Below are 26,157 nucleotides of genomic sequence, written 5' to 3' on the forward strand. Positions count from 1 at the left end.
TCACCTCTCCAGGAGTTCGGCCAGGTCGTTCACCACCACGTCGGCACCGTGCTCGCGAAGCGCTTCGGCCTGATCGCCCCGGTTCACTCCGACGACGTAACCGAATTCGCCTGCGCGCCCCGATTCCACTCCGGACAGGGCGTCCTCGAACACGGCGGCCTGGTCGGGGTGCACGTGGAGTGCGCGGGCGGCCGCGAGATACGAGTCCGGCGCCGGTTTTCCGCGGAGACCCTGCTCCCGGATCACCACGCCGTCGATGCGGACATGGACGTAGCGGCTGAGGTCGGCGGCGTCGAGTACGGCCTTCCCGTTGGCGGACGAGGTGACCACGGCGATCTTCAGGCCCGCGTCGTAGGCCGCGCTGATGTAGCGAATCGAGCCGGGGTACGGGCTGGGGCCCTCCTCGTCGACGACCTTGAGCAGCAGCCGGTTTTTGCTGTTCCCGACACCGTTCACGGTCTCGGCGCCGGGCGGATCGTCCGGCGACCCCTCCGGCAACGTGATGCTGCGGGAGGCGAGGAAGGTGCGGACCCCGTCGGCGCGGGGCCGTCCGTCGACGTAGTCGTAGTAGTCCTGGTCGGTGAACGGGTGGAAGTTCGCGCCCTCCCGGTGCTTCAGGAACTCGTCGAATGTGCGTTTCCACGCCTTCCGGTGCAGTACCGCCGTTGCCGTGAGCACACCGTCGAGATCGAACAAGCAGGCCGAGATCGCATCAGGCAGTCCCATCACCTCCCCGACGGTACCGCCGTCGACCGCGGATTTGCTGAGGCGCGCGCAAATCCTGCACGTGCTTCGGCCGTTGACTTCCGGTCGACGGCGGTCGAATACTGAGAGTTCCAACCGACTGTTGCGGAGTGCACCGTGAACGTGGAGGAACCGGTCCCGTCGGACCACGTGAAATCTCTCGCTGTCCGGTCGATCGAGATCATGGCGAACGGAAGCCGCGCCGATTTCGACGCCGTCGTCCACCCGGACGCATTCAACCGGGAGAGTGCGACCGAACCCCCGCGGACGCGAGGACGCGGACCCGACGCGTTCTACGCCACCGCCGAATGGCTGCGCACCGCCTTCTCCGAGCTGCGATTCGACATCGAGGACGTCGTGGTCGAAGGCGACCTCGCCGTCGTCTACACGATCATGAAGGGCAGGCACTCCGGCCCCTTCGTCGTGTACGACGAGCGCGGATCGATCGACCAGGTGTTCGCGCCCACCGGGCGAGTGCTCGCGGTCCAGCAGTCGCACTGGTTGCGCGTCGCAGACGGCCGCGTCGTCGAGCACTGGGCAACGCGGGACGACCTCGGCCAGGCAGTCCAGCTGGGCTGGGTGCCGCCGACCCCGCTGTCGCTGGTGCGCAACGCCTGGGCCAAGAGGACGGCGCGGAAGGCCGCGGGCATGTGAGTGCCGATGCGTGTCCGAGCACGTTTTCCCGCTCACGTTCCCACTGGCCTGGAGGCACCGTATGGCACGCATCCTGTTCGTGACCTGGGACGGCGGCGGCAACGTGCCACCCGCTCTCGGCATCGCGGCGGAGGCACGCAGTCGCGGTCATCAGGTCCGATTTCTCGGACACGCCCAGCAACGCGGGCGTATCGAAAGTCACGGTTTCCCGTTCACGCCCTATACCCATGCACGACCCTGGCAGTCGACGACCAGGCATCCCGGTATCGCGGGCATCTACCAATCGCTGGCTGTGTTCACCGATGCCGGGCCCGGAATCGATCTACTCGACTCCGTCGCGCGCGAGCCGACCGACGTGGTGGTGGTCGATTGCTTTCTGTATGGAGCCCTGCAGGCCGCCGACGACGCGCACCTGACGCGTGTGACGCTGGTGCACACCTACTACGAGTTCATGTATCGAGGCGTGACACGTGGTGTGACGCCCGTGATGGCCCGTCTGAAAGGTCAGCGGCCTCTGAGGCTGTGGACGTCGTCGGACCTGGCGCTGGTGACCACCGACAAGGACCTCGATCCGGCGTCCCGCCGAAGTCTGCCGGATTCCGTCCACTACACCGGGGTGGTGCGACATCCGATGCCGTCCATGTTGACGCCCGTGTCCGAACGCGATCCGCTGATTCTGGTCAGCCTCAGCAGCCTCAACTTCGACGGCCAGCAGCGGGCGCTGCGGAACATTCTCGAGGCCGTCGGTGGACTGCCCGCCCGTACCGTGGTCACGACCGGACCGTCCGTCGACCCGGCAACCTTCTCGGCGGCCCCGAACATCGAAATACACGGCTACGTTCCGCACGATCAGATCCTGCCGACCGCCACCCTCCTCATCGGACACGGTGGCCACGACACCACCATGCGCGCCCTCGCGCACGACCTGCCCCTGGTCGTTCTGCCGATCCACCCCGCGCTCGATCAGAAGATGATCGGCCGCAGTCTGGAGCAGCGCGGCGTCGCCCGCTGCCTCCGCAAGACGGCCGCGCCCGGGCGCATCCGGTCGGCGGTCGGCGAGCTGCTCGTGGCCGGACCGCACAGGACGACCGCAGCGACTCTGGGCGCGCGAATCCGTGCCCATGACGGTGCCGTTCATGCCGCAGACCTCATCGATCGGCTGCCGATCCGAGATCGACGGAGGGGAGTGCGATGACTGGCGGGCGTCGAGCGGGGGATCAGTCCGAGATGCCGTTGACGCGATCGGCGAGAAGCTCGCAGTAGGTGCGGTCGGTTCCCGGCGCGATGCGGACCCAGTAGCTGGTGTGGTCGCCCCGGAACAGGTAACCGTTCACGTCGTCGATGGCCTCGGAGTACTGCTGCCACACCGTCCAGGGGCGCCACCAGTTCAGGATCACCGCCTGCCACCTTCTGGTGCGGAGCCGGTCGAGGAGGTCCACCACCCACGCCCTCGGGTCGGCGAGTGAGAAGGCCGCCGACTGGTCCGCGAACGTCCGCAGCGGCGAGTTGCCCGGACAGCAGCAGATGGCGTCCAGCGGGTCGGCGATCTGCCACACGGGCATCCCCGTGATCGGGCGTTGCCCCGCAATGCCCCAGCCCGGCAGGTCCGGAGATGCAGGCCGCAGCGGGTCGGCGATCAGTCCGACCCCGCGCACGTCCAGGGTGGGGTGCTGCCCCCGTCCCACCTCGGCCGCCACGTTGCCGGCGAGCGCAGCGCCTCCCGAGTAGCCGAGCAGAACAACGGGATTCGGGTCGTCGGCGATCATCCGCAACAGGAGTGTCCGTCCTTCGGACAAAGCCTTGTCGAACGCTGATCCACCCGGATCGGGCACCGGTCCGTAGCTTGCCTCCCACGGAACCTGCTTGACGACGAATCGTGCGGGATCCAAGAGTTGTGTGGTGTTGGCGAGCATGTTGACGTCGAGATCCTCACCGATGCCGCGACAGCACAGAACCGTGATCATGCCACCTCCCAGGTGAGTGCCGATGCGTGCCCGAGCACACTTTCCCACTCACGTGGGGCGGTGTCCCCCGATCGGGGGAGCCGGGATTCATCCGAGGCACCGCCCTATCGGCGGACAGACGTGCGCGGCCACTCGCGACAGAGTTGTTCCGTACCGGGATCAGCCGTTCACGTGGACAGGAACCAACGTCATGTCACCCATCTCCAGTATCGATGTCGCCCGAGCCCGCCGGTCTCGCCGGGTGCTGTTCGTCGGCAATCCGACCCGCTACAACGACGTGTCGCAGTGGGCGATGGTTCGGCAATGGGTGGCACTCCACGGGCTGGAGCCGATCCGCGAGTTCGACGGGGATGTGCTCTGTGTCATCGTCACCGAGGACATCCTGGACGGGCGTTGCTCGGCGAAGGAATCGGCCGCCGTCGAGCGCGCCCGTGCACTCGGCGTGCCGTGTATCAGCGTTCACGACACGACACGGATCTGGCAGGTTACCGCGCGCGTGCGGTCGCGGATCGGCCGGACGCCGGTGGCTCGATAACGGCGGGCAATCCACAAAACTGTTACTCGAGTTCGTCACCGGCTCGGAAAGTTGCATCCATTCGCGGCGGCGGGATCGAATACGTCTGACGACAGCCGACTTCGAGTATGTATCGAGGGTCATTGTCCGCACCACGGCTCCGTTCAGGTGTATCTCCGCAGACCCGATCGGCCGAAAATCGTTCCGCCTCAGCACTTGTGGTCAGTTTGCCGAAACTGACTGTGTGCAAGCCAATTATGCGAGTGGATATCCGCAGCTCAGTGGTGGTTTACCGCAGACCGCGCGGTCTGGTGTCGGCTGTGAAGATGCGACAGAACCGAATTGCGCTGCTAGGTTCGACACTCGTTGTGAATGTTCGATGTCGTCCAGCCACATGGCGGTGCTCGGGGCAGTTTGGATCGTTACTCGTAGGGCATGAGTCGCTTTCGTGTAATGGCCGCACGGCACGCAAGGCGTTGCGCCATGGGTGACGGCGGCACTGTTGTACGTCCTGAAATCCGCTGTCGCGTTGCGGCCGACTCGACCATCACTCTACCGGCGATCGGTTCGACAGTGGAGGGGATGCATGGCGACGTTCAACTCGACTGTGGAGCGAGCGTCGGTCGTACGCGGCGTCGGGGCAGTTCCCGTGCAGCGCGGTGTCGCACGGCGGCACTGGCTCGCCGTGTACCTGAGGCGAATCCTCCTCACCGACACGCTCGTCGTCGTGGCAGCGGTCGCTTTGGCCCAATGGGTGCGCTTCGGCGGCTACGGGACCCTTGTCGACTCGCGCACGCTGAGCAATGTGAGCTACGGTCTGATCTCCGTCGCCCTCGTGACCTCGTGGCTCGGCATACTCGCCGTTTTCCACGTGCGGTCCCCACGGGTGGTCGGGAGCGGCCCGGAGGAGTATCGGCGCATCGCCACCGCGACGCTACGACTGTTCGGGCTCATCGCGATCGCGGCACTACTTCTGCATGTGGAATTGGCACGGTTGTACCTGGCGATCGCATTCCCCACCGGCCTGATCGGTCTCCTGCTGACCCGCTGGATGTGGCGCCGAGTCCTCGCCCGCAAGCGAGCGCACGGTCTGTGTCAGACGTCCGTCCTGGTCGTCGGAGCCGAACACTCCGTGCGCAACCTCGCGCGGACATTCGACCGTGGCACGGCCGACGGATACACCGTGGTGGGTGTCTGTATCCCGGCGCACCACCGCGCGACCGAGGACACGATCGACGTGGACGGACGGCGGATACCGATACTCGGCGACGAGCACGACGTCGTCGACGCGATCGAGCGATCCGGGGCCGATACCGTCGCGGTCACGGCAACCGAGCATCTCGGCCATCACGGGCTTCGCGAAATGGTGTGGGATCTCGAACAGTTGAACGTCGACATGGTCGTCGCTCCCGGAATGATGGATGTTTCGGGGCCGCGCCTCGAGATGCGGCCCGTCGCAGGGCTGCCCCTGATCCACGTGGAGAAGCCGCGCTACCACGGCGCCAAGCGCTTCGGGAAGACGTCGTTCGATCTGATCTTTGCGATCGTGGCGCTCGTATTGGTCAGTCCTCTGATGCTGATCGCGGCCGTCGCCGTCAAACTGACGAGTCGGGGTCCTGTGTTCTACAAATCGGAGCGAATGGGATTGGACGGCACACCGTTCCCGATGCTGAAGTTTCGGTCGATGGTGGACGAAGCAGACCGGCACCGTGCCACCTTGAGCGGCCCCAACGAGGGCGCCGGCGTGATGTTCAAACTACGAGACGATCCGCGTGTCACCCGTGTGGGCCGCGTCATGCGCAAGTTCAGCATCGACGAATTGCCACAGTTCATCAACGTGCTGCGCCGAGAAATGAGCGTGGTGGGACCGAGGCCTCCGCTGCGTGTCGAGGTCGAGTCGTACGAGAACGAGGTGCACCGCCGGCTCCTGGTGCGGCCGGGTGTCACCGGACTGTGGCAGGTGAGCGGGCGCTCGGACCTGTCGTGGGAGGACTCGGTGCGTCTCGACCTGTCGTACGTCGAGAACTGGTCCATGGTCGGCGACATGTTGATCATCGCGAAGACCTTGAAGGCAGTGGTGGGGGGTGACGGTGCGTACTGAAGGTAGGGGTCCGGCCCGCACCGTGAGACGTCGGAAGAAGCTTGTCGCTGTGCATCCCTCCGACGAGATGTACGGGGCCGACAAAGTGTTCTTGGAAACGCTGACCGAAATCCCGAGCGACTGGGACGTGGAGGTGTGGCTTCCGACCGACGTCGACTATCCCGGCAACGAGCTGTCCACTGCGCTGATCGCGTTGGGACATACGGTACGGAGGGTTCCACTTCCCGTCATCCGACGGTCGTATCTCCGGCTCGGAGCGCTCCCCGGCCTGGTCGGCCGATTCCTGCGGACGGTGGTCGCCGTCGTGCGTGCGCGGCCCTCGAAGATGTACGTCAACACGTCGGCGCTGGTCTTGATGCTGCCGTTGGCGCGACTGACCGGTGCAGCGACGGTGCTCCATCTCCATGAGTTCCTGGACCGCAAGACAGCACTTTTCGTGACTCCGTTCCTGTCGTTCGCGCAGCGGATCGTGTGCGTGAGCGACGCCGTCCGCCGCCCGCTGGCCGAGAGGCTCGTCCGCCGATCGGTGGTGGTCTACAACGGTTTCGAGCTTCCGGAGCCGACCCCGATCGTCGCCGGCGAGCGGCTGGTGTGCGTCGTGGCGAGCAGGTGGAACACGTGGAAGGGGCACGATGTACTCCTCGACGCGTGGGACGGCCTCGACCGCACCGACATCGAGCTCATCGTCTTGGGGGCACCGCCCCTGAACGGCGAGTCCGTCGACGTGATCGATCGTGTGGAAAGGCTCGAACGACCGGACAGCGTGTCGATCGTGGGGCAGACCGGCAACGTCCGCAAATACCTCGATGCGGCGCATCTGGTGCTGGTGCCGAGTATCAAACCCGATCCGTTGCCGACCATCGCCATCGAGGCAATGGCGGCCGGACGCGCCGTGATGGCCAGTGACAGTGGCGGACTGCCGGAGATCATCGGCGACGACGTGGGATGCCTCGTACCCACGGGTGACGTGGCGGCGTGGCGGCAAGCTCTCGAGGAGTTCTCCATCGAGGACGCAACCGAACGCGCGAACCAGGCGCGGCGGAGGTTCGATGCGCAGTTCGGTGTGCGTCGGTTCCGTGACGAGATCGGCAAGGAGATGTGGACATGAGCGCACCAGAAGAGGCGCGCGGGGACGAGTGCAAGATCTCGGTCGTGATCGTGACGTACAACAGCGCGTCGGTCATCGAGCAGTGCATGACGGTCCTGGGGGCCGACCCCGATCTGGACATCATTGTCGTCGACAACAATTCGACCGACGACACGATCGCCCGGGTGTCCGAGGTGTCTCCGAACGCACGGGTGATCCGGAGCGAAGAAAACCTCGGTTTCGCCGGGGGCGTCAACTGGGGAGTGTCGGAGGCACGCGGCGAACACATGCTGTTGCTCAATCCCGACGCCGTGGTCGACGCGGAGAGCATTTTCGCGTTGAGTCGAATCCTCGATGCGGACAGAAGTATCGGTATCGTCGCCCCGGTTCTCGACAAACCGGGGGAACGGCTCGCGATCCGAGAGTGTGGCAGGAAGCCGAACCTGTGGCGCGTCCTCTGCCACTATTCCGGCCTTTCACGACTGGCCGGACGCTCAGCCATGGTCGAAGGGTTGTATCTCCTCAAACGGCACTCGTCGGTGGACATGCGGGATGTGGACTGGGTGTCCGGCGCGTGCATGCTCGTGCGACGTGACACCTGGACGCGAACGGGCGGGCTGAGCCGGCGGTGGTTCATGTACGCGGAAGACATCGAGTTCTGTCTTCGGGTCAAAGAATCGGGCGAGCGGGTCGTCACGGTGCCTTCCGTGACGGGGATTCACCTGATCGGAGAGAGCTCGACGGCGCCGACGGTGTCGCGGGCGCCCAACTCGGCCTGGGTGGTCAACATGTACGACCTGTACAAGTGGCGCCTGTCCCGGACACGGTTGCAGAACATCGGCTGGAAATGGGCAGTCGCGGGTGGACTGTTCGCGCGTTCCGCCGCCTACAGATTGCGAGCACGGCCGGATGTCGACCAGGCGAACGACTGGGATGCCGAATCGGTGAAGTTCCGTGTGTTCGCTCAGGACCTTCTCGCGGTGTCGTCCGCTCGGATCACAGCGGAGACCGACAACAAGGCTTCGCTGTGACGAGTGGGCCGGACCAGAAGGTGCTGGCGCAGGACCTGGTCGGGGCACCTCACCGCCGCAACGACCGGGTGACACTTCTCTTGGTGTTCGCGGTTGTCGCCGGATCGTTTCTCGGCCGCTACTCGTTCGATCTCGCGGGTTTCACCGTCCGCTGGGAGCAGGTGGCGCCCGTGGTGTTCGTGGGCTGGTTGCTCGTTCAGCCAGGCTCCAGACTCGACCTCCTCCGGACATTGCGACATCCTGTTGTGCTGACGTTCCTCGCGTTCCTCGCCTGGAACGCGGTGGCGACAATGCTGTTTTCGCCCAGTCTGGGCAAGAGTGCGGCGATCCTGGGCTGGCTCACCATCGATTTGTTGCTGCTGGCTGGCCTGATGTCGCTCGGTGCCCGCGCAGTGTGGGCCGAGAACATCGGGATCCGCTTCGTCGTTCCCTGGGCTCTGGCGGGTTTCGTGATGTATCTCGTTGCCAACCGCACCGCCGGTGACCTTTCGTGGGGAACCAACCTCGATTCTCTCTACGACGTCTACGTCGCACGCCTGTCGGCGACGGAGGCGAACATCTACGCGTCGATTCTCGTCTTCTGGACGCTGTTGCTGGTCGCTCGGAAGGGCAGCGACCGGCGATGGATGATCGCGGTGGCGGTGACCGTGCCGCTGGGACTGATCGCATCCCAGACCCGCACCGCGGTGTTCTGCATGGTGATGGGGCTGGCCGTCTACGTCTCCTACGAACTTGTTCGCCGCCGCCGGAACCCGACTCCACTGAGGGCATTCGCCTTCGGGCCGGCCGCTGTCGTCGTGGGCGTTCTGGTTGCCTACGGTGCCACGACCGCGCTTCCGGATGTCGGTGTGCAGCAGTCGGCGCCGCAGATCCGTGACGAGACCACGCCCGAGGTCCGCAGCGACACGGCGCGCCCCGCTCAGGACAAGTTGGGCGATATCGACTTCACCGGTGGAACGGTCGGGTTTCGGATGGCAGTCGCGCGCGAGGCGGCGGAGGACCTCCGGGGAGTTCACCTCTGGTTGGGCAACGGCACCAATACCTTCGGCCTTCGACACGAACAGCCGGGATCACCCGGTGTATCGGGCCACATCATCATGCTGCCGGTTCAGATCGTGTACGACGCAGGAATTGTCGGCCTGGTGCTACTGGGTGCATTCGGGATGGCGGTGTGGCGCCACGTGCCGTGGCGTCGTCGGCCGATCGCGGCCGCTGTTGCTGCCACGTTCGTCGCGGCAGCGACCCTCACGAGCATGTTCTGGTTCAGCATCGTCTGGATCGTGGTGGCGTCACTGCTTCGTCCGCTGTCTCGGGACGAGTGCGAAACAGGAAGCGGAGCGCAGCAGAACGAGGTCGAAGAACACCCGTCCGCGCTCGAGACGACAGGAATCGAGGAAAGAGCATGACAAATTCGGTCGCAATCATCGGAACCCGGGGTTATCCCAGCTACTACGGAGGGTTCGAAACTCTGGTGCGGGTGTTGGCTCCCTACTTGGCCGACGAAGGCTGGGACGTCACCGTGTACGGGCGAACGGGCAGCACCGAGCCGGATGATCCGTTCAGGGACTACCGGATCGAGTCTGTGACGACCAAAGGTGTCGAGTCCAAGTCGCTCAGCACTCTGTCCTACGGTCTGACGTCGTGCCTCGACGCGTCCCGCCGGCGCCCCGACGTCGCCTTGGTGATGAATGTGGCGAACGGGTACTGGCTGCCGATCCTGAAGGCGCGTGGGATCCCGACGGTGGTGAACGTCGACGGAATCGAGTGGGAGCGCGAGAAGTGGGGGAAGGCAGCGAAAGCCGCGTTCAGGACCGGCGCCCGACTGACTGCCCGGTTCGGCGACCAGCTCGTGTACGACTCTCATGAAATCGGGCGACGTTGGCGCGACGGGTTCGGTCGCTCGGGCGAGTTCATCCCGTACGGCGGTACCTTGCCCGACGACCTGGATCCGGTCGACGGATTCCCGCACCGCTCCTACGCGTTGATGGTGGCGCGGTTCGTGCCGGAGAACACCGTGGGTGAATTCTTCGATGCGGCACGGGAGTTGAGTGAGCGCTGGGATGTGGTGATCGTCGGATCCTCCGGATACGGCGGTGACTTCGACCTTCGGGCGGAGAGTTTGGCCGCAACCAGCAATCGGATCCACTGGTTGGGTCACCTCAGCGACGACGAGAAGCTCTTCGCGCTGTGGCAGCACGCCGGCGCATACTTTCACGGGCACAGCGTCGGTGGTACCAACCCGGCCTTGGTTCAGGCGATGGCGTGCGGGTCGCCGATCGTCGCGCGGGACACCGTGTACAACCGTGAAGTGCTCCAGGATTCCGCGACCTTCGTCGAGCCGGATTCTCGTGAAATCGCATATGAGCTCGACCGAGTGCTCTCCGACCATGCCTTGATGGACGAACTGAGTGTCGCAGCCGAACGGCGCCAGCGAACCCATTACACGTGGGAACAGGTGTGCCAGAGCTATTCGAAGGTGTTGTACGGTGCTCTGTGACGCGGAAGCTCGTGTGCTCGAGTGATGCCGGACCAGACCTCGCCACGAGTCCGAGAAGGTGCGGGGAGATCAGTGACACCACCGAACGTGGTCAGTGTCGGCGCATTCGACCGATTCAATTACGGCGACCTCTTGTTCCCGTTGGTGTTGGAGAGTCGTTGGGCGGCGTTGAGCGACAGCACACTGTCGCACTATGCGCTGTGGGGTGCGCGGGGGAAGGGTTGGGGTACCTCTAGTTCCGGAAGTGCGAGGGATCTGCGGCGATCCTTCGCGGACCAACTGCCGACAGGTTGTGTCGTCGCGGGTGGCGAGGTGCTGAGCGCGACGTGGTACGACCTGACCCGGCACTCGATCCCCAGCGGATTCGACCTCGCGGTGGCCGCTCTCCATCGAACCGTTCCACGTCGGCGACTGTCGAGGATCTGCCGCACCCTCGCGGGAGGGATGTGGGATCTGCCATTGGTACCGGACGTGACGACGAGCCGGAAGGTGCCCGTGGTGTACAACGCGGTCGGTGCGACGAGCGTCGACACGTTGTCCGACGATGATCGTGTCCGGGTACTCGATTCGCTCCGCGCCGGCAAATACCTCAGCGTGCGGGACAACGCCAGCGTCGAGATTCTGCGTTCTCACGGAGTCGACGCGGATCTCGCTCCCGACTCGGCGGCCGTCATCGACAGGCTCTTCCCTACGGCACCGAAGCGGTCGCGGACTCTGGTCTTCCAGTGCTCGCGACATTGGCTGCGGGGGCACGAGGACGAGGTCGTGACGCAGCTTCGTGCGCTGTCGGAGCGGTACGAGATCAGACTGCTGGCGATCGGTCTGGCAGGCGGGCATTCGGATCTGACCGCCCTGCGGCGGCTGTTCCGGCAGTTGTCGAAAACGACGAGCCGGGTGCGGCTGGTCAAACCGGGCAACGTGCGGGAGGTGGCCGCGGAAATCGCGTCGGCGGAGTGCTATGTGGGCACGAGCCTGCACGGAAGTATCACGGCGATGGCTTATGGAACGGCTGTCGTCGGTCTCGACCGCATCCCCAAGTTGTCCGAGTACCTGGCGACGTGGGCTCCCGATTCGGCACTGCGCGACGTGCCCGCGTCGGCGATCGTGGCGAGCGTCGACACGACGGAGCGGTACGACTCTTGGGAGTTGGCCGAGGTGGGCTCACGTCTCAGTCGAGTCAGCGCAGCGGCGACCGACAGGATGCTCGGCACGCTCCTCGAGGTCGGCTGACGTGAGACTGCTCGCCGACAGGCGCCTTGCCGTTCTCGTCGCCGGCCAGTACTCGCCGCTGCTCGTCCAGTTGGTGACCGGGCCGATACTGGCGCGCGACCTCGGCCCCACCGACCGCGGTTACCTCGGGGTGGCTCTCATTCTGGTTGCGGTCATTCCGGTGTTCGCGTCGATCGGAACACCGGCCGCTGCACGAAAACTTGTCGCGGAGGGATCCGACGTGGCGACCGCGAGGTTCGCGGCCGCGCGATCCAACCCGGTGATCTTGGTCCTGACATTGCTGATGAGCGTGGTGGCTGTCTACGTCTGGTTCGGCGGACTCTCGCCCGGCGAATTGCTCGCGATTTTCGTTCTGCTCGCATTGTCGTATTTCGGCGCAGTGAGAATGACGATTCTGTCCCTGGCTGTGGTCGAGGGCGGTACGAACGTCATCGCCCGGTATCAGGTCGTCGGCGCGTGTCTGTCCGGTATCGGCATCTGTAGCCTCGCGATTGTCGACCGGATCGACATCGTCACCGTCTGCGTCGTGTACATCGTGAGCCAGCTCGCGCAGTTCGCAGCCATATTCCGGTATGGGAGAGGACATCATCGCCGAGACCGAGGAATCGATTGGGCCTACGCGCTGAAGTCCCTTCCGGGGCAGATTTCAGATGTGTTGCTCATCCGCGTCGACCAACTGCTGTGCTCACTGTTTCTCGGCGCGCACGCCACCGGTGTCTATGTGGTGGCGTTCAGTTATGCGTTCGTGGCGTTTCCGCTGGTTCACTCCGTCGGCCTGCGAATCAGTGGTGCCAAGCGGCGCGACGAATTGTTGAAGAACGCTGTTCGTGTTCCCCTGTCGGTTCTGGCCGGAGCACTGTGCTTCGGCGTGGTCTGGAGCGGGGGCGCCGTCTGGGTGGTGCCCCTGCTGTTCGGGGGCGCCTATGCCGAATCGGTTCCTCTGGCGGCGATACTCACCTTCGGGGTCGTTCTCTTCTCCTCGGCGACCGTGAACGTGCAGGCCGCAGTGTCGTTGGGGCGTGCACATCTGATCAGTGTCGTCGGCCTCGTCGCAGTGTGTCTCGAGGTCGTTGCCGTCGTCTTCCTGGGAAGTTCCAGGACGGTGACGACGATGGCCGTCGTCGCCGTCCTGGCCTCCGGTGTCTACTACACGCTGTCTCTTCTGGTGCGGCAGCGCAGCGTATTCGGCATGCGCCGGAGACCGATGTTCGAACAGGGCGAGAAGGAACCCGCCGTGCCTGCGCCCCAGAGTGCCGAACGGGGATGACACCGCACGTCAACTCCCGCAGTTCGGCACGTCTGTGGTCACCTTCGGGTCGTCGACGAGCGGCTGGACCGGCACCCGTGCCTCACCTGGTGCGGTGGGCTCGTTCAGTTCGTATCGCAGTTCGACGGTTGCGCCCTTCGGGATGGTGACGGGAACCGTGAAGACCGGGTGACCCAATTCTTTTCCCTGGATGGCGAACGATTGTTTGCCGTCGATGCTTGCCTTCGTCAGGGTCGCGCCGTTGGTCGACAGTAGTGAGACCATGGCGAGGTTGGTGCCGTACGGCAGGGGCTTGTCCTTGAACGTGCCTGCGACGATGCGCGGGAAATTGGTGTCCGGGGTGTTGTTGGTCAGTCGCACGGTGACTGCGGACGTACGGGTGTCGCCCGTGCAGTCGGCGGCGGTGTAATCGATCTCGCGGTCGAGGTAGTAGTCCAGCTTGTTGCCGCCGTTGTTGTTGATCACGACGCCGGCGTACGGGGCGGGATCTTCGGGCACCGTGTATCCCAGTGTGGTGTCGGCGAGTATTGCCTGCTCTTCGGGATGCGAACTCCACACCGCGATGCGGCGTTCCCCGGCGGCTCGACCGACCGCGTCGAGCAGTCGCTGAGGTGAGTCGATCTTGCCGGTCATCTTCTCGACGACCTTGCCGGCGATGGTCTGCAGGTATTCCTTGCGTTCGGCGTTGTCCTCGGTGTAGTTGGCCTCGTTGGTGATGAAGCGGGTGTAGGCGGTGGATTCGGTGAGTTCGACGACGTTGCTTGCGTCGACGACCTCGCCGTCGGGCAGGGTGACCGGGCCGACGGCGGCCAGTACGTAGCTCAGGGCTACCGGGTCGGTCGCGATCGCTCCGTCCACTCGTTCGCCCGACTCCTGCGCCCACATGGACTGCCAGATCCGGCCTGCGTACGGAAAGTGGGAACTCAGGTTGCTGTTGCGGATGTCGACCGAGGGGTTGTAGTTGCCGTACATGCTCTTGTAGTCGGGACCGAGGTCGAGCGGACGCTTGTCGTAGGACACTTCGGTGTTCTTGCCGAGCTTCTCGATGCCGAGTTTTCCGTCGCTGGCCCGGATGACGCTGTAGCCGCCGACGAGTCCGCCGGTGCCGCGTGCCTCTGCGTTGGTCTGAAAGGCGAGGAAGTAGCTCCGAGGGCCGTCGAGGCCGAGCATCGCCGGAAGCACTTTGGCGCCGATCGTCGTGTTCTCCAGGAGTTTCGCCACGTCGTCGGTCTGAGTCTGCAGTTCGGTTCGCGCATCGTCCACCAGCCCGATGTACCCGGCGCCGCGAATGTCCTGTGCCTGGGTGGCAAGGTTCCGTGCTGCGATCGACGTTTCCTGTAACGCCGGTGCGGCGTCACGCAGCGGTTGGAGTTGCACGCTGCCGCCTTCGCCGATCAGATCTCGGGGTGACAACGCGACGCCGACGTCGACCGCCGGGGTGAGGACGTCACGCGTCAATCCGACTACGACATCGGACATCTGCTGCGCCGATTCGAACGGTGCTCCGAGCCCGGGGACGGCGGCGAGTGAACTCCAGGGGGCCGAATGCAGATTGTCCTGGGCGTCTGCTGCTCGTTCCCGTGCTTCGGCTGCCGCTCGCTGGGCACCCTCGGTGTTGCCGTCGAGCAGCGAATTCTTGGCGAGTTGCGCGTTGTCCCGCGCTCCGGTGAGGTTGTGCTGGACCTGCCAGGCGGAGAACCCGACCCATGCGACGACAGCGGCGGCGGCTACGCCCGCACCGATCAGCACCCGTCGTCGAGCGGTCGAGCGGCGCGGTTCGGTCGGTGCCTCAGCGGCTGTCGAACCGTCGCTGTGGGAGTTGTTGGGCGACTTCGCGTCCATTCGGGTCTGCTCCTAGCTATCGAGGATGAGGTTTCTGGTCGCGTAGCTGAACTGTCGGTCGCGTGAGGGTCGCCCCGGACAGCTGCTTATCGTGTCACGACGGCCGTTTTCGCCGCCGCCGTCTCGTTTCCGGCGAAGTTCGTGAACTTGCGGCACGCCGTATTCTCCTCTGTCCGTGTCTGTTCCGATAGAAGAGTAAGGGGTGTGTGCTTCACGTTCCTGTTCGGAGGTGGTTGGATGCAGTACTGCGAGTGCGTGCGGGAATGTTGCCGGTAGCCGCTAGGTGAGCGCTGCGAACGTGCTGGGACTGCGAGTAGGGTCACTGTAACGATTTCCGCTGCAACACCTATACGTATACGGCCACCGTTCGGGCGGTTCGGCAAGTGGTAGATCGGGGGGACGGATAGTGGGCTCGGGGTTCCCGCGTAAAACTGCAGGTGAACTGGATTCACGTGCCTTCCCGCTCTCGCATGCCCAAAAAGGGCTGTGGTTCGCGCAGCAGTTGGACCCGAGCGTTCCCATTCTCGTCGCACAGTACGTCGAGCTCCGTGGGCGTGTCGACGTCGGCGCGTTGAAATGGGCGTCCGAGCAGGGCTCCTTCGACATCGAGTCACCCGGGGTGCGGCTCGTCGACCACGCGGGTGAGCCGTACCAGTTGGCGGACGAGACGATCGAGGACGAACTCGCGTACATCGACCTGCGGTCCCACGAAGATCCGGTGGCCGAGGCGCACCGGTGGATGGACGAGCGCCGCCGCAGGCCCATGTCGGTGTACCGGGATCGCCTGATCTCGGCGAGCCTGCTGCACGTCGGCGGCGACCACTACTTCCTGGCCACGTTCGCGCACCATCTGATCCTCGATGGCTACGGCGCCATGGTGCTGATGAACCGGGTGGCCGAGTTGTACACGCATGCGGTGGAGCGCACGGCAGCTCCCGCGTCGAAGGCCGTGCCGCTACGGGAACTGTACGAATCCGAGGACGCGTACCCGCGGTCCCGCCGCTTCGACATCGATCGCAAGTACTGGTCCGAACGAACACAGAACCTGCCCGAGCCATCCCGGTTGACCGACCGGGAGAGCGCCCCGTCGGCGGTGTCGTTGCTCGCCGGCGAGGTGATGGACCCGGTCGTCGTGGCCGAGCTGAAAGCGCTGGCGCAGGAGTGGAATTCGTTCGAGGTGCCGATCGTGGTGGCGGCGTTCGCCGCATTTCTCGCGCGGATGACGGGCAATTTGGATGTGGTGTTGAGTCTTCCGGTGTCGGCCCGCACCACAGCGGGTGCGCGCCGTTCGGGCGGCAGCGTGGCCAACATCGTTCCACTCCGGATCGAGGTGGATCCCCACGGAACCACACACGATCTGGTGCGTCGTGTCCAACTGGAACTGACCGGTGCGCTGCGGCATCAACGTTTCCGGTACGAAGACATACTCCACGACATGCGGTCGACGTCGCGCGTCGGCCGCGGTTTCGGACCGATGGTCAACATCATGATGTTTCACGCCGAGACGTGGTGGGGGGACGTTCTCGGTGAATTGAACGTTCTCACGGCCGGTCCGGTCGACGATCTCGCGGTGGCGATCTATCCCGGTGCGGCCGGGCGGAACGTTCGCGTGGACTTCGAGGGCAACCCGGCCGTGTACGAGCGTGAAGAACTCGCCGGCCACCATGCGAGATTTCTCGACTATCTGGGTGGATTCGTGGGCGCGGACGCCGACGCGGCCGTGGGTAGCCTGCCGCTGCTCGCCCGGGACGAACTCGACGCGCTGGTCCCGCTCGACGGTCCTGCGTCGGTGGAGCCGCGCATCCTTCCGGACTTGTTGGACCTGACAGCGGATTCCGACACGATCGCGGTCCGCTGCGGCGACGTCGAGATGACCTACCGGGATCTGCACGAGCGATCGAATCGGCTCGCGCGCAGGCTGCTCGCTCGAGGGGTCGGCGTCGGCAACCGCGTTGCGTTGATGCTACCGCGCTCGATCGACCAGGTGGTGGCGGTATGGGCCGTCGCGCGGTGCGGTGCGGCGTTCGTTCCGGTTGACCCGGACTACCCCGCCGAACGCATCGCGCACATGATCGAGGAATCCGGTGTCACGGTCGCCGTCACCGTCGATCCGGGGGTGGTGCCCACGGGTGTCCGCTGGGTGGATGTCTCCGACGCCCCGGGTGACGGCACCCCGATCGCCGATACGGAATTGACGCATCCGATCAGGCTGGACAATGCCGCCTACGTCATCTACACGTCCGGCTCGGTGGGGGCGCCGCGCGGAATCACGATGCCGCACCGGGGACTTGCGAATCACGCTGCCGCATTGCGACGGCTCTACGCGGCGGATTCCCGGTCTCGGGTGCTGATGTGCGCATCGCCCTCCTACGACGCCTCGATTCACGAACTGCTGGTCGCCGTCACGGCGGGTGCCACGTTGGTGATCGCGCCGCCGCCGGTGCGCGGAGGAAGGGCGATGACCGACCTGCTGCGCCGTGAGCGCATCACCCACTGGACCACGACACCGGCGGTCCCGGCGCAGATGGATCCGGCCGGCTTGCCCGACCTCGAGGTACTCGCCGTCGCGGGTGAGGTGTGCCCGCCGGAACTGGTGGCGCGGTGGGGCGTCGGCCGAACTGTCCTGAACCTGTACGGGCCGACGGAAGTCACCGTGTGGGCCACGGCCACCGAAGCGCTGCACTCCGGTTCCCAGCCCACGATCGGGCGACCGATCGAGGGAGTGTCGGCAGTGGTGCTGGACCGCTTCCTGCAACCCGTGCCGGCGGGGGTGGTGGGCGAGTTGTATCTGTCCGGTCCCGGCGTGGGTCGCGGATACCTGGAGCGTCCGGGTGCGAGTGCGACACGGTTCGTCGCGAACCCGTTCGCGACCGACCTGCAGCGCATGTATCGGACCGGCGATCTCGTGCGGTGGTCGAAGAACCACGAGTTGGAATTCGTCGACCGCGCCGACGATCAGGTGAAGATTCGCGGATTCCGCGTCGAATTGGGTGAGATCACCGCGGTTCTCGGCCGGCATCCGGGAGTCGACACGGCGATCGCGGTGGCCCACGACCGGAACGGCGAGTTGGCTGTCGATGGCTACGTTCACGGCACCGGCCTCGATCCCGACGAGGTTCTCGCCGCGGTGGCCGAGCGACTGCCGACGTACATGGTGCCTTCGACGGTCACCATCCTCGATGCCGTACCGCTCACGCCGAGTGGCAAGGTCGATCGCTCCGCGTTGCCGATTCCCGCGCCCTATGCCCGCGAGTTGCGTTACTGGACAGAGCAACTCAGAGGTCTCCCGCCTCTGACGCTGCCGGCGGACTCTGAAGTCTCGGGAGGCGATACCGGCCTGGTTCCGTTCGCCGTGGAGCCCGCCCTGTACCGGAAGGTGCACGAACTGGCGGCAGGACAGGCGGTTTCGCCGTTCACGGTCGTCCACGCCGCCGTCGCGGTGTTGCTGTCCGTCGTGAGCGATGCGGACGACCTCGCCATCGGTGCGGTCCTCGCGGACGGCCACTGCGGAGGGGGCGATGACGATGCCGGGCCGCTGGTGCTGCGCAGCAGACTCGGTCCACAGCTGACGTTCGACGAGTTCCTGGCGGAGACGCACCGCGTCGAGCAGGCCGCCCGAGCGCACGGCGGGGTGCCGTTCGCGCACGTTGTCGACATTGCCGGGCAGAAGCCGTCGCTCGGCCGTCATCCACTCTTCCAGGTGATGCTGTCGATGGACGCGGAGACGGAACGGGAGTTCGACGGCCTCGATCTGGTGGTGTCGCTGCGTGGCCGGCTCGACGGGCCCGGCGACCGGTTCGAGGGGGTGTTGCGCTACGCAGTGCACCGTTTCGAGCGGCGGACCGTGGAGCAGTGGGCCCGGCGGCTGCACCGGCTGTTCGCGGTGGTCGCCGAGGACCCGGGTGTCGCGCTCAGCGCGATCGACCTGTTGACACCGGAAGAGCGGGCCCTGGCCGTCGGCGGAACGCAGGATTCTGCGCACGACGTCGCGTCGCTGCCCGAGGTCTTCCTCCGGCGGGTTGCCGACATCCCGGACGCCGTCGCGGTCACCTGCGGTGAGGAGGCGGTCTCCTATGCCGAGGTCGACCGCCGGTCGGCTGTTCTGGCGCGGGCGCTGAAGGGATCCGGGGTCGGAGCTTCGAGCATTGTTGCCGTCGGACTGACGAATCCGATCGACAACGTGGTTGCCCACGTCGCCGTGCTGCGGTCGGGCGCGACCTGCCTGCCCCTGAGCCCCGACCACCCGACCGAACGCATTCGGTACCTGCTGGCCGACGTATTGCCGACCCTCGTGCTGATCAGTCGCGCCGACGCCGACGCGATTCCGCACGGCGGGTACCCGACCGTTTTCCTGGATGACGTCGAGTTCGGTGCACTCGACGTCACGGCGCCGGAGCCGGGGCCCATCCACCCGGATCGGGTCGCCTACGTGCTCTGCCCCGTGGGCTCGGAGCCGGTCGCGGTGACCCACGCGAATGTCCTGGCGCGGGCGCGGTCGGGCGGCGACGGCGACGGCGTCGTCGCCGACCTGTGGGCGCCCCTCGTCGGCGGCGGCACGGTCGGGCACCGCCACCGCGGCGAGCGCGGCCCCGCGCAACCCACCTACCTCGATGCCGGGTCCCGCGTCTACGTGCTGGACAGGGCGTTGCGTCCCGTGCCGCCCGGAACGGTCGGGGAACTGTATGTGGGAGGGCAGCAGGTGGCCCGGGGATTTCACCGTCGGCCCCCGAGCACCGCAGGACGGTTCGTGGCCGACCCGTTCGTGCCGGCGGGTGCGCGGGGCGCCGGAGGAGTGCGGATGTACCGCACCGGGGATCGCGGGCGGTACGTCGACGGGCGACTGGAGCGGCTGTCGTCCCATTCTTCGGGGGACAGCAGCCTCGCACGGTGGCAGCGGGCGCTGCGCGGCGTCGGTTCGTCGTCGCCGGTGCCGACGGACCGGATGGTCGGGGGAATTGCGTCTCCGTCGGACCGGGTGCACGAGTTCTCGATCGACTCCGATCGCCACGAGGCCGCCGCACGGCTGGCCCGCGAGCAGGGCGTGACGCTGTTCACCGTGTTGCGGGCCAGTCTCGCAATCCTTCTCGCCCGCATCGGTGTTCACCGCGACATCGTGATCGGCGGCGAGGCAGGGCTGACGGGAGACCGGGCGAACACGGTGGCGTTGCGGACCCGTGTCACCCCCGCCATGTCGTTTCTCGAGGTCCTCGAGCAGGTCCGGAGCTTCGACGTTGCGGCGTTCCAGCACGCGGACGTGCCGTTCGAGGCACTCGCCGACCTGCTCGGTGGCGATCGGCCACAGGTGTCGCTCGCGCTCACGCCGACGTCCGAGAACGGCACCGTTCCGACGCCGTTCGATCTGGCGTTCACGTACTCGGAGCGCTGGTCGGATCACGATCCCGCCGGCGTGGACGGTGTGGTCACCTACACGCCGTCGCTGTTCGACGCCGCCACCGTCCGCTCGCTGGCCGAGTTGTTCGTCGATGTCCTGGCCGCGGGCATCGACCGTCCCGAGATCGAAGTGGGCAGCATCGGCCTCGCTGCCGGCGCACTCCTCGACGGCGGCGAACCGTCCGCACCGAGAACGCTGTCCGACATTCTCACCGGCACCGCCCGCGAATTCCCGGACGCGCAGGCGCTCTCCGACGGCAGGGTGACCCTCACCTACCGTGACCTCGACGCACGCGCCGATGCGCTCGCGCACGTCCTGATCGACGCGGGTGCGCGCCCTGGCCGCGTGATCGCTCTCGCCCTGCCGCGGTCGGTGGACTTCATGATCGCGCTGTGGGCCATCACCAAGACCGGTGCCGCCTTCGTCCCGGTGGATCCGACGCATCCGGCGGAACGTCTGGAACGGGTGCTGACCGAGGCCGACGTGTGCATCGGGGTCGGGGCGATGTCGGTGGGCGGTTCCCGGATCACGTGGCTGCCGGTGACGGCAGGCGACTATCTGAACGAGGTTCCGCCGGTGCGTGTTCCGGTGCACCCGGACGAGGTGGCGTACGTCATCTACACATCGGGTTCCACGGGTACGCCCAAGGGGGTGATGGTCCCACACCGCGGGGTGTCCTCGCTGACCGAGGAAGCGGTCCGCCGGTACCGGGTCACGTCGGAGTCGCGCGTGCTCCACGCGTACAACCCCACGTTCGACGCCGCGCTCCTGGAGGCGCTGCTCGCGTTCGGTTCCGGTGCCTGCCTCGTGGTCGCTCCCGCGGAGGTGTACGCGGGACCGGATCTGCAGCGGGTGCTCGTGGAACACCGGGTGAGCCATTACCTTTCGACGCCGGCGGTGCTGTCTTCGCTGAGCGTGGAGGGGCTCGAGCACATCGAAGTCGTCGCGGTCGGCGGTGAGGCGTTGCATCCGGATCTCGCGGCGGCGTGGAGCGCCGGCCGGCGGATGCTCAACGCCTACGGGCCGACGGAGTCGACCGTCGTGGCCACCCTTGCTGCGGTCGACGGCCACGTGACCATCGGCGGACCGATTTCCGGCACCACCGGCGGGGTGCTCGACGACCGGTTACGTCCGGTCCCCGTCGGTGCGATCGGCGAACTGTATCTGTCCGGTTCCGGGCTGGCCCGCGGCTACGTCGGCGACCCGGGGCGGTCGGCGGTGCGGTTCGTCGCCGCGGCGGGCGGTGTCCGCATGTACCGCACCGGCGACCTGGTGCATCGCCGCGCCGACGGCAATCTGCAGTTCATCGCGCGAGTGGACCGCCAGGTGAAGATTCGTGGTGTCCGCATCGAACCGGGGGAGGTCGACGCGCTGATCAGCCGGGTCGCCGAAGTCGACGGCGCGATCACGGTGGCGCGGCCCAACGCGGCAGGCGCCGACGCGTTGGTGTCGTACGTCGTGCCCCGCGGTTCCCTCGATGTGGAGTTGTTGCGCAAGAGACTCGAAGACGTGTTGCCGTCGTACCTGGTGCCGTCTGCGGTCGTGGTGCTCGACGCGTTTCCCCTGAACCCCTCGGGCAAGATCGACGTGAAGGCACTGCCGGCGCCGGTACTCGAGTCGCGGGTCTTCCGGGCACCCGAGTCGGCGGTGCAGGAGACTGTCGTCGCCGTGTTCGCCGAGGTCCTCGCCGTGGAGCAGGTCGGACTCGACGACGAATTCTTCGCGCTGGGCGGCAATTCGCTTATCGCGACGCAGGCGGCCGCCCGGTTGGGTGAGGCGCTGAACGCACATGTGCCTGTCCGGATGCTGTTCGAGGCAAAGACGGTGGAAGCGCTGGCCGAGCAGGTGTCGACGCTGCTCGGCACGGGCAACCGTCCGGTCCTGTCGCAGCGATCGCGACCGGAACATGTTCCGCTGTCGCCTGCGCAGCAGCGGATGTGGTTCCTGAGCCGCTTCGACCCGGCCTCCCCGGCGTACAATATTCCGCTGGCCGTTCGGGTGACCGGAGACCTGAACGTGCCCGCCCTGCAGCAGGCGCTGCGGGATGTGTTGGAACGGCACGAATCGCTGCGGACGGTGTTTCCCGAAAGAAACGGCGATCCGGTCCAGGTCGTGCTGCCCGCAGAACACGTCGAGCTGGACCTGTCCCCGGTGGCGGTCACAGCGGACGTCGTGGACGCTCACGTGCTTTCCGTCCTCGCCACGGGGTTCGACGTCTCGGCCGCGGTCCCGATCCGAGCGCGACTTCTCCAGGTCAGCGAACACGAACTGATCGTCGTCGTCGTGGTACACCACATCAGCGCGGACGGCGTCTCGATGGCACCGCTGGGCCGGGACGTGGCGAAGGCATACCTGGCGCGGTCGCGGGGGGAACGTCCCGGGTGGGCGCCGCTCGAGGTCCAGTACGCCGACTTCGCGCTGTGGCAGCGGGAGGTGCTGGGCGACGAACGTGACCCGGAATCCGTGGCGGCGACCCAGTTCGACTACTGGACACGCACGCTCGCGGGGATCCCCGAATTCCTCGAACTGCCGACCGATCGCCCCCGCCCGGCGGTGCGCAACAATCGGGGCGCCGCCGTGCCCGTGGCCATCGACGCCGACACCCATCGCCGCCTCGGCGAGATTGCGCAGCAGCACGATTCGACACTGTTCATGGTGCTACACGCCGCCCTGTCGGTGTTGCTGGCGCGGGTGACCGGAACCTCGGACATCGTGATCGGCACACCGGTCGCGGGCCGCGGTGAGCGGGTGCTCGACGACGTGGTCGGCATGTTCGTCAACACCCTGGTGCTGCGGGCGGACGTCGATCCCGGCGCGTCGCTCCTCGACGTGCTGGCGCAGGTACGTGCGACCGATCTCGATGCGATGGCCCACGCGGACGTGCCGTTCGAGCGTCTCGTCGAGATTCTCAATCCTGCTCGTTCCCAATCGTATTCGTCTCTGTTTCAGGTGATGCTCGCATTCCAGAATCAGGCGCCGGCGGTGCTGGAACTGCCGGGTCTGACCCTTGCGCCCCTCGAGATCGACACGCACGTCACCAAGTTCGACCTCGACTTCTCACTGTCGGACAGCTACGACGCCCAGGGCGCCCCCGCAGGCATCACCGGGACCCTCACGTACTCCACCGAACTGTTCGACTCCGAGACGGCGGAACGGTTCGCGCAGGGTGTGGTCCGCGTCCTGGAGGCGTTCGCAACGCAACCGGGGCAGCAGGTCTGCGACGTGCCGCTGCTGACCGGCGACGAGTCGGCGCGGATGCTGGGGGCATGGAATGCGACGGACGTGGCATCGGACGCGGCGACTCTGGTGGATCTCCTCGATTCCCAAATGGCCCGCACCCCGGACGCGGTCGCCGTCGCGTTCGAGGGCGACGTGCTGACGTACGGCGAACTCGATGCGCGGGTCAACCGCCTCGCGAGAATGCTGGTGGAGCGGGGAACGGGCCCGGACTCCCTCGTGGCGCTCGTGCTCGAACGGTCGACGGAGATGATCGTCGGAATGTGTGCCGTCCTCCGCGCCGGCGGCGGCTATGTGCCGATCGACCCCGAACACCCGGCCGAGCGCATCGCGGACGTGCTGGACTCCGCGGCACCCGGACTGGTGCTCACCACGTCGTGGACCCGCGCCTCTCTGCCGCCCGGCGGCGCGTACGTCGACATCGACACCGTCGACCTGTCCGGGTTCGACGTGCACCCGATCCGCGATACCGACCGGGTCCGTCCGCTGCGGCCGCAGAACACGGCCTACGTCCTGTTCACGTCGGGATCGACGGGCCGGCCCAAGGGGGTGACGGTCAGCCACGCCGCGATCGTGAATCAGCTGCGCTGGCTGACCGACGAGTACGCGGTCACCGCGGACGATCGCGGAATGCTCAAGGCGCCGTACACCTTCGACGTCTCCGTGTGGGAGGTCTTCCTGCCTCTGGTCGTGGGTGCTCGGCTGGTGGTGACGCGCCCCGGCGGGCATCGTGAACTCGACTATCTGGCCGACATGATCCGCGAACACCGGATCACCATGATGCATTTCGTGCCGTCGGTGCTGGCCGCATTCCTCGCGACGGGCGAGGGGGAGACGCTGTCGTCTCTGCGGCATCTGTACGTGGGCGGCGAGGAGATGCCGGCCGAGCTGGCGGAGGACGTGATCGCTCTGCGGCCGGGCGCATTCCACAATACGTATGGTCCCACCGAGGCGGCGATCACCACGACCGCGCACGAGGTGCACGATTCTGTGGGTGCGCGGGTGCCGATCGGTGCGCCGGTGCGGAACACCCAGGCGTACGTGCTGGATGCGCGGCTCCGTCCGGTCCCCGTGGGGGTCGCCGGTGAGCTCTACCTCGGCGGCGACCAGGTGGCGCGGGGGTATGTGGGGCGGAGCGCGCTCACCGCGGAACGCTTCGTCGCCGACCCCTTCGGACGGCGCGGAGCCCGCCTCTACCGCACGGGGGATCGCGTGAAATGGGCCCAAGAGGGCCGACTGGTGTATCTGGGCCGCACCGATCTCCAGGTCAAGCTGCGTGGACTGCGAATCGAACTGCGGGAGGTCGAGGCGGTGCTGGAGGCGGCGGCGGGTGTGTCCCGGGCAGCCGTGGCGCCGGTCTCCGACGAGCGTGGCGGTGACCACCTCGTCGGGTACGTCGTCGCCGAGCAGGGCCTGCAGATCGATATTGACGACGTGACAGCCTGTGCGCGAGAACGGCTCCCGTCGTACATGGTGCCGTCGACGATCATGATTCTCGACGAGTTTCCATTGGCGTCGGCGGGCAAACTCGACCGGTGTGCGCTCCCGAAACCACGGTTCGAACCCCGCGCCTTCCGCGCCCCGAGCACAGAGACCGAGATCGCGGTCGCCACCGTTTTCGGTGAGTTGCTAGGCGTCGAGCGGGTGGGTGCGGACGACAATTTCTTCGAGCTGGGCGGAAACTCCCTGACGGCGGTGCGGGTGGTGCGTGCCCTCGAGGCGTCGACGGGTGTTGCGGTGTCACTGCAGACGGTGATGACGGATCCGACGCCGAGTTCGATCGCCGCCCGCATGTGCTCGGCCGACCCGGAACGGGACGGGGCGCTCGAGGTGGTGTTCCCCATCAGGACGGCGGGGGAGGGGCGCCCACTGTTCTGCATCCATCCGATCGTGGGACTCGCCTGGTGCTACACCGGTCTGACATCCCGCATCGATCCCGATCGGCCGATCTACGGCCTGCAGTCACCGGCGATCGCTGGCGAGGCCACGCCGCCGACGTCGATCGACGACCTCGCCGCGAGGTACGTGCAGGAGATCCGCCGGATCCAGCCCGACGGTCCGTACGACCTGCTGGGCTGGTCGCTCGGCGGTGTTCTCGCGCATGCCGTCGCGGTGCAACTCCAGGCGGCGGGGGCCGAGGTGGCGACCCTCGTGATGCTCGACAGCTACGCGCAGCAACCGGACTCGAGGGACACCGAGATGCCGTTGAGCGTGAGCGACCTGCTGGCGGGAATCGGTGTCGAGGGAGACGTGCCGGCGGCCGTCGCGGACATGACACCCGAATCCGCGGTGGACCTGCTGGCCGCGGTGGGTGGGCCGATGGCCGTTCTCGGCCGTGAGCAGATCGAGGTGCTCATCGAGAGTGCGGCGCACACGTGCGCGGTGCTGGACCACCACACCCCGGGGGTCTTTCGCGGCGACGTCGCGTTCTTCACCGCGGGTCGCGACGATCCGACGGGATCGGCCGCAGCCACGAGCTGGGCGCCCCATGTGGCGGGCGCCGTCCGGAACCGTGTCGTCGACAGCGCGCACTGGCACATGACATCACCTCGCGTGTTGCGGGTGGTCGGTTCGTCGTTGAGGCGTGGATAGTTTCC

General features: G+C 66.5%; 14 protein-coding genes. 11 read left to right on the plus strand and 3 right to left on the minus strand.

The features are described 5' to 3' along the window. Nucleotides 1-726, minus strand: a complete 726-nt coding sequence (locus ACFU5V_RS04355; RefSeq protein ID WP_378697584.1) for an HAD family hydrolase — start codon at nt 724-726, stop codon at nt 1-3. 135 nt (nt 727-861) lie between these two features. Here ACFU5V_RS04355 and ACFU5V_RS04360 point away from each other — a divergent pair, with 135 nt between their 5' ends. Next, the gene (locus ACFU5V_RS04360; protein WP_378697149.1) at nt 862-1,398 is read left to right on the plus strand and encodes an ester cyclase; all 537 of its coding nucleotides are present in this window, start codon (nt 862-864) and stop codon (nt 1,396-1,398) included. Nucleotides 1,399-1,459: 61 nt separating this feature from the next. After that, the gene (locus ACFU5V_RS04365; RefSeq protein WP_378697151.1) at nt 1,460-2,593 is read left to right on the plus strand and encodes a glycosyltransferase; all 1,134 of its coding nucleotides are present in this window, start codon (nt 1,460-1,462) and stop codon (nt 2,591-2,593) included. Nucleotides 2,594-2,615: 22 nt separating this feature from the next. On the opposite strand, the gene ACFU5V_RS04370 is transcribed toward ACFU5V_RS04365, so the two are convergent. Next, entirely contained in the window at nt 2,616-3,362 is a 747-nt protein-coding gene (locus ACFU5V_RS04370; RefSeq protein ID WP_378697153.1) for a hypothetical protein, read from the minus strand. Between the two features lie 190 nt (nt 3,363-3,552). On the opposite strand from ACFU5V_RS04370, the gene ACFU5V_RS04375 reads away from it, so the two are divergent. The 8 genes from ACFU5V_RS04375 (at nt 3,553) to ACFU5V_RS04410 (ending at nt 13,089) form a co-directional block, all read left to right on the plus strand. Further along, nucleotides 3,553-3,897: a hypothetical protein gene (locus ACFU5V_RS04375; protein WP_378697155.1), complete on the plus strand. Its 345-nt coding sequence runs from the start codon at nt 3,553-3,555 to the stop codon at nt 3,895-3,897. A 565-nt stretch (nt 3,898-4,462) separates the two neighbouring features. Then, nucleotides 4,463-5,977 carry a sugar transferase gene (locus ACFU5V_RS04380; RefSeq protein ID WP_378697157.1) on the plus strand — a complete coding sequence of 505 codons (1,515 nt, stop codon included), beginning with the start codon at nt 4,463-4,465 and terminating at the stop codon, nt 5,975-5,977. A 49-nt stretch (nt 5,978-6,026) separates the two neighbouring features. Next, nucleotides 6,027-7,085, plus strand: a complete 1,059-nt coding sequence (locus ACFU5V_RS04385) for a glycosyltransferase family 4 protein (protein ID WP_378697159.1) — start codon at nt 6,027-6,029, stop codon at nt 7,083-7,085. Next, entirely contained in the window at nt 7,082-8,095 is a 1,014-nt protein-coding gene (locus ACFU5V_RS04390) for a glycosyltransferase family 2 protein (protein ID WP_378697161.1), read from the plus strand. Before ACFU5V_RS04385 ends, ACFU5V_RS04390 begins: the two co-directional genes overlap by 4 nt. Further along, the gene (locus tag ACFU5V_RS04395) at nt 8,092-9,501 is read left to right on the plus strand and encodes an O-antigen ligase family protein (protein ID WP_378697163.1); all 1,410 of its coding nucleotides are present in this window, start codon (nt 8,092-8,094) and stop codon (nt 9,499-9,501) included. Before ACFU5V_RS04390 ends, ACFU5V_RS04395 begins: the two co-directional genes overlap by 4 nt. After that, nucleotides 9,498-10,592 (plus strand): glycosyltransferase, encoded by a 1,095-nt coding sequence (locus tag ACFU5V_RS04400; RefSeq protein WP_378697165.1) that lies wholly within the window; start codon nt 9,498-9,500, stop codon nt 10,590-10,592. The genes ACFU5V_RS04395 and ACFU5V_RS04400 overlap by 4 nt, the downstream gene beginning before the upstream one ends. Nucleotides 10,593-10,664: 72 nt before the next feature. Next, nucleotides 10,665-11,822 (plus strand): polysaccharide pyruvyl transferase family protein, encoded by a 1,158-nt coding sequence (locus ACFU5V_RS04405; protein WP_378697167.1) that lies wholly within the window; start codon nt 10,665-10,667, stop codon nt 11,820-11,822. Nucleotide 11,823: 1 nt separating this feature from the next. Then, entirely contained in the window at nt 11,824-13,089 is a 1,266-nt protein-coding gene (locus tag ACFU5V_RS04410) for a lipopolysaccharide biosynthesis protein (protein WP_378697169.1), read from the plus strand. A 9-nt stretch (nt 13,090-13,098) separates the two neighbouring features. Here ACFU5V_RS04410 and ACFU5V_RS04415 read toward each other — a convergent pair whose 3' ends face one another. Then, a complete protein-coding gene (locus tag ACFU5V_RS04415) occupies nt 13,099-14,931 on the minus strand; it encodes a DUF4012 domain-containing protein (protein WP_378697171.1) in 1,833 nt (610 codons plus the stop codon). A 406-nt stretch (nt 14,932-15,337) separates the two neighbouring features. Between ACFU5V_RS04415 and ACFU5V_RS04420 the strand changes: the two genes are divergently transcribed. Further along, a complete protein-coding gene (locus tag ACFU5V_RS04420; protein WP_378697173.1) occupies nt 15,338-26,152 on the plus strand; it encodes an amino acid adenylation domain-containing protein in 10,815 nt (3,604 codons plus the stop codon). The last annotated feature ends 5 nt before the right edge of the window (nt 26,153-26,157 follow it).

It is taken from the genome of Rhodococcus sp. NPDC057529, from assembly GCF_042802055.1.
GTDB lineage: Bacteria > Actinomycetota > Actinomycetes > Mycobacteriales > Mycobacteriaceae > Rhodococcus_F.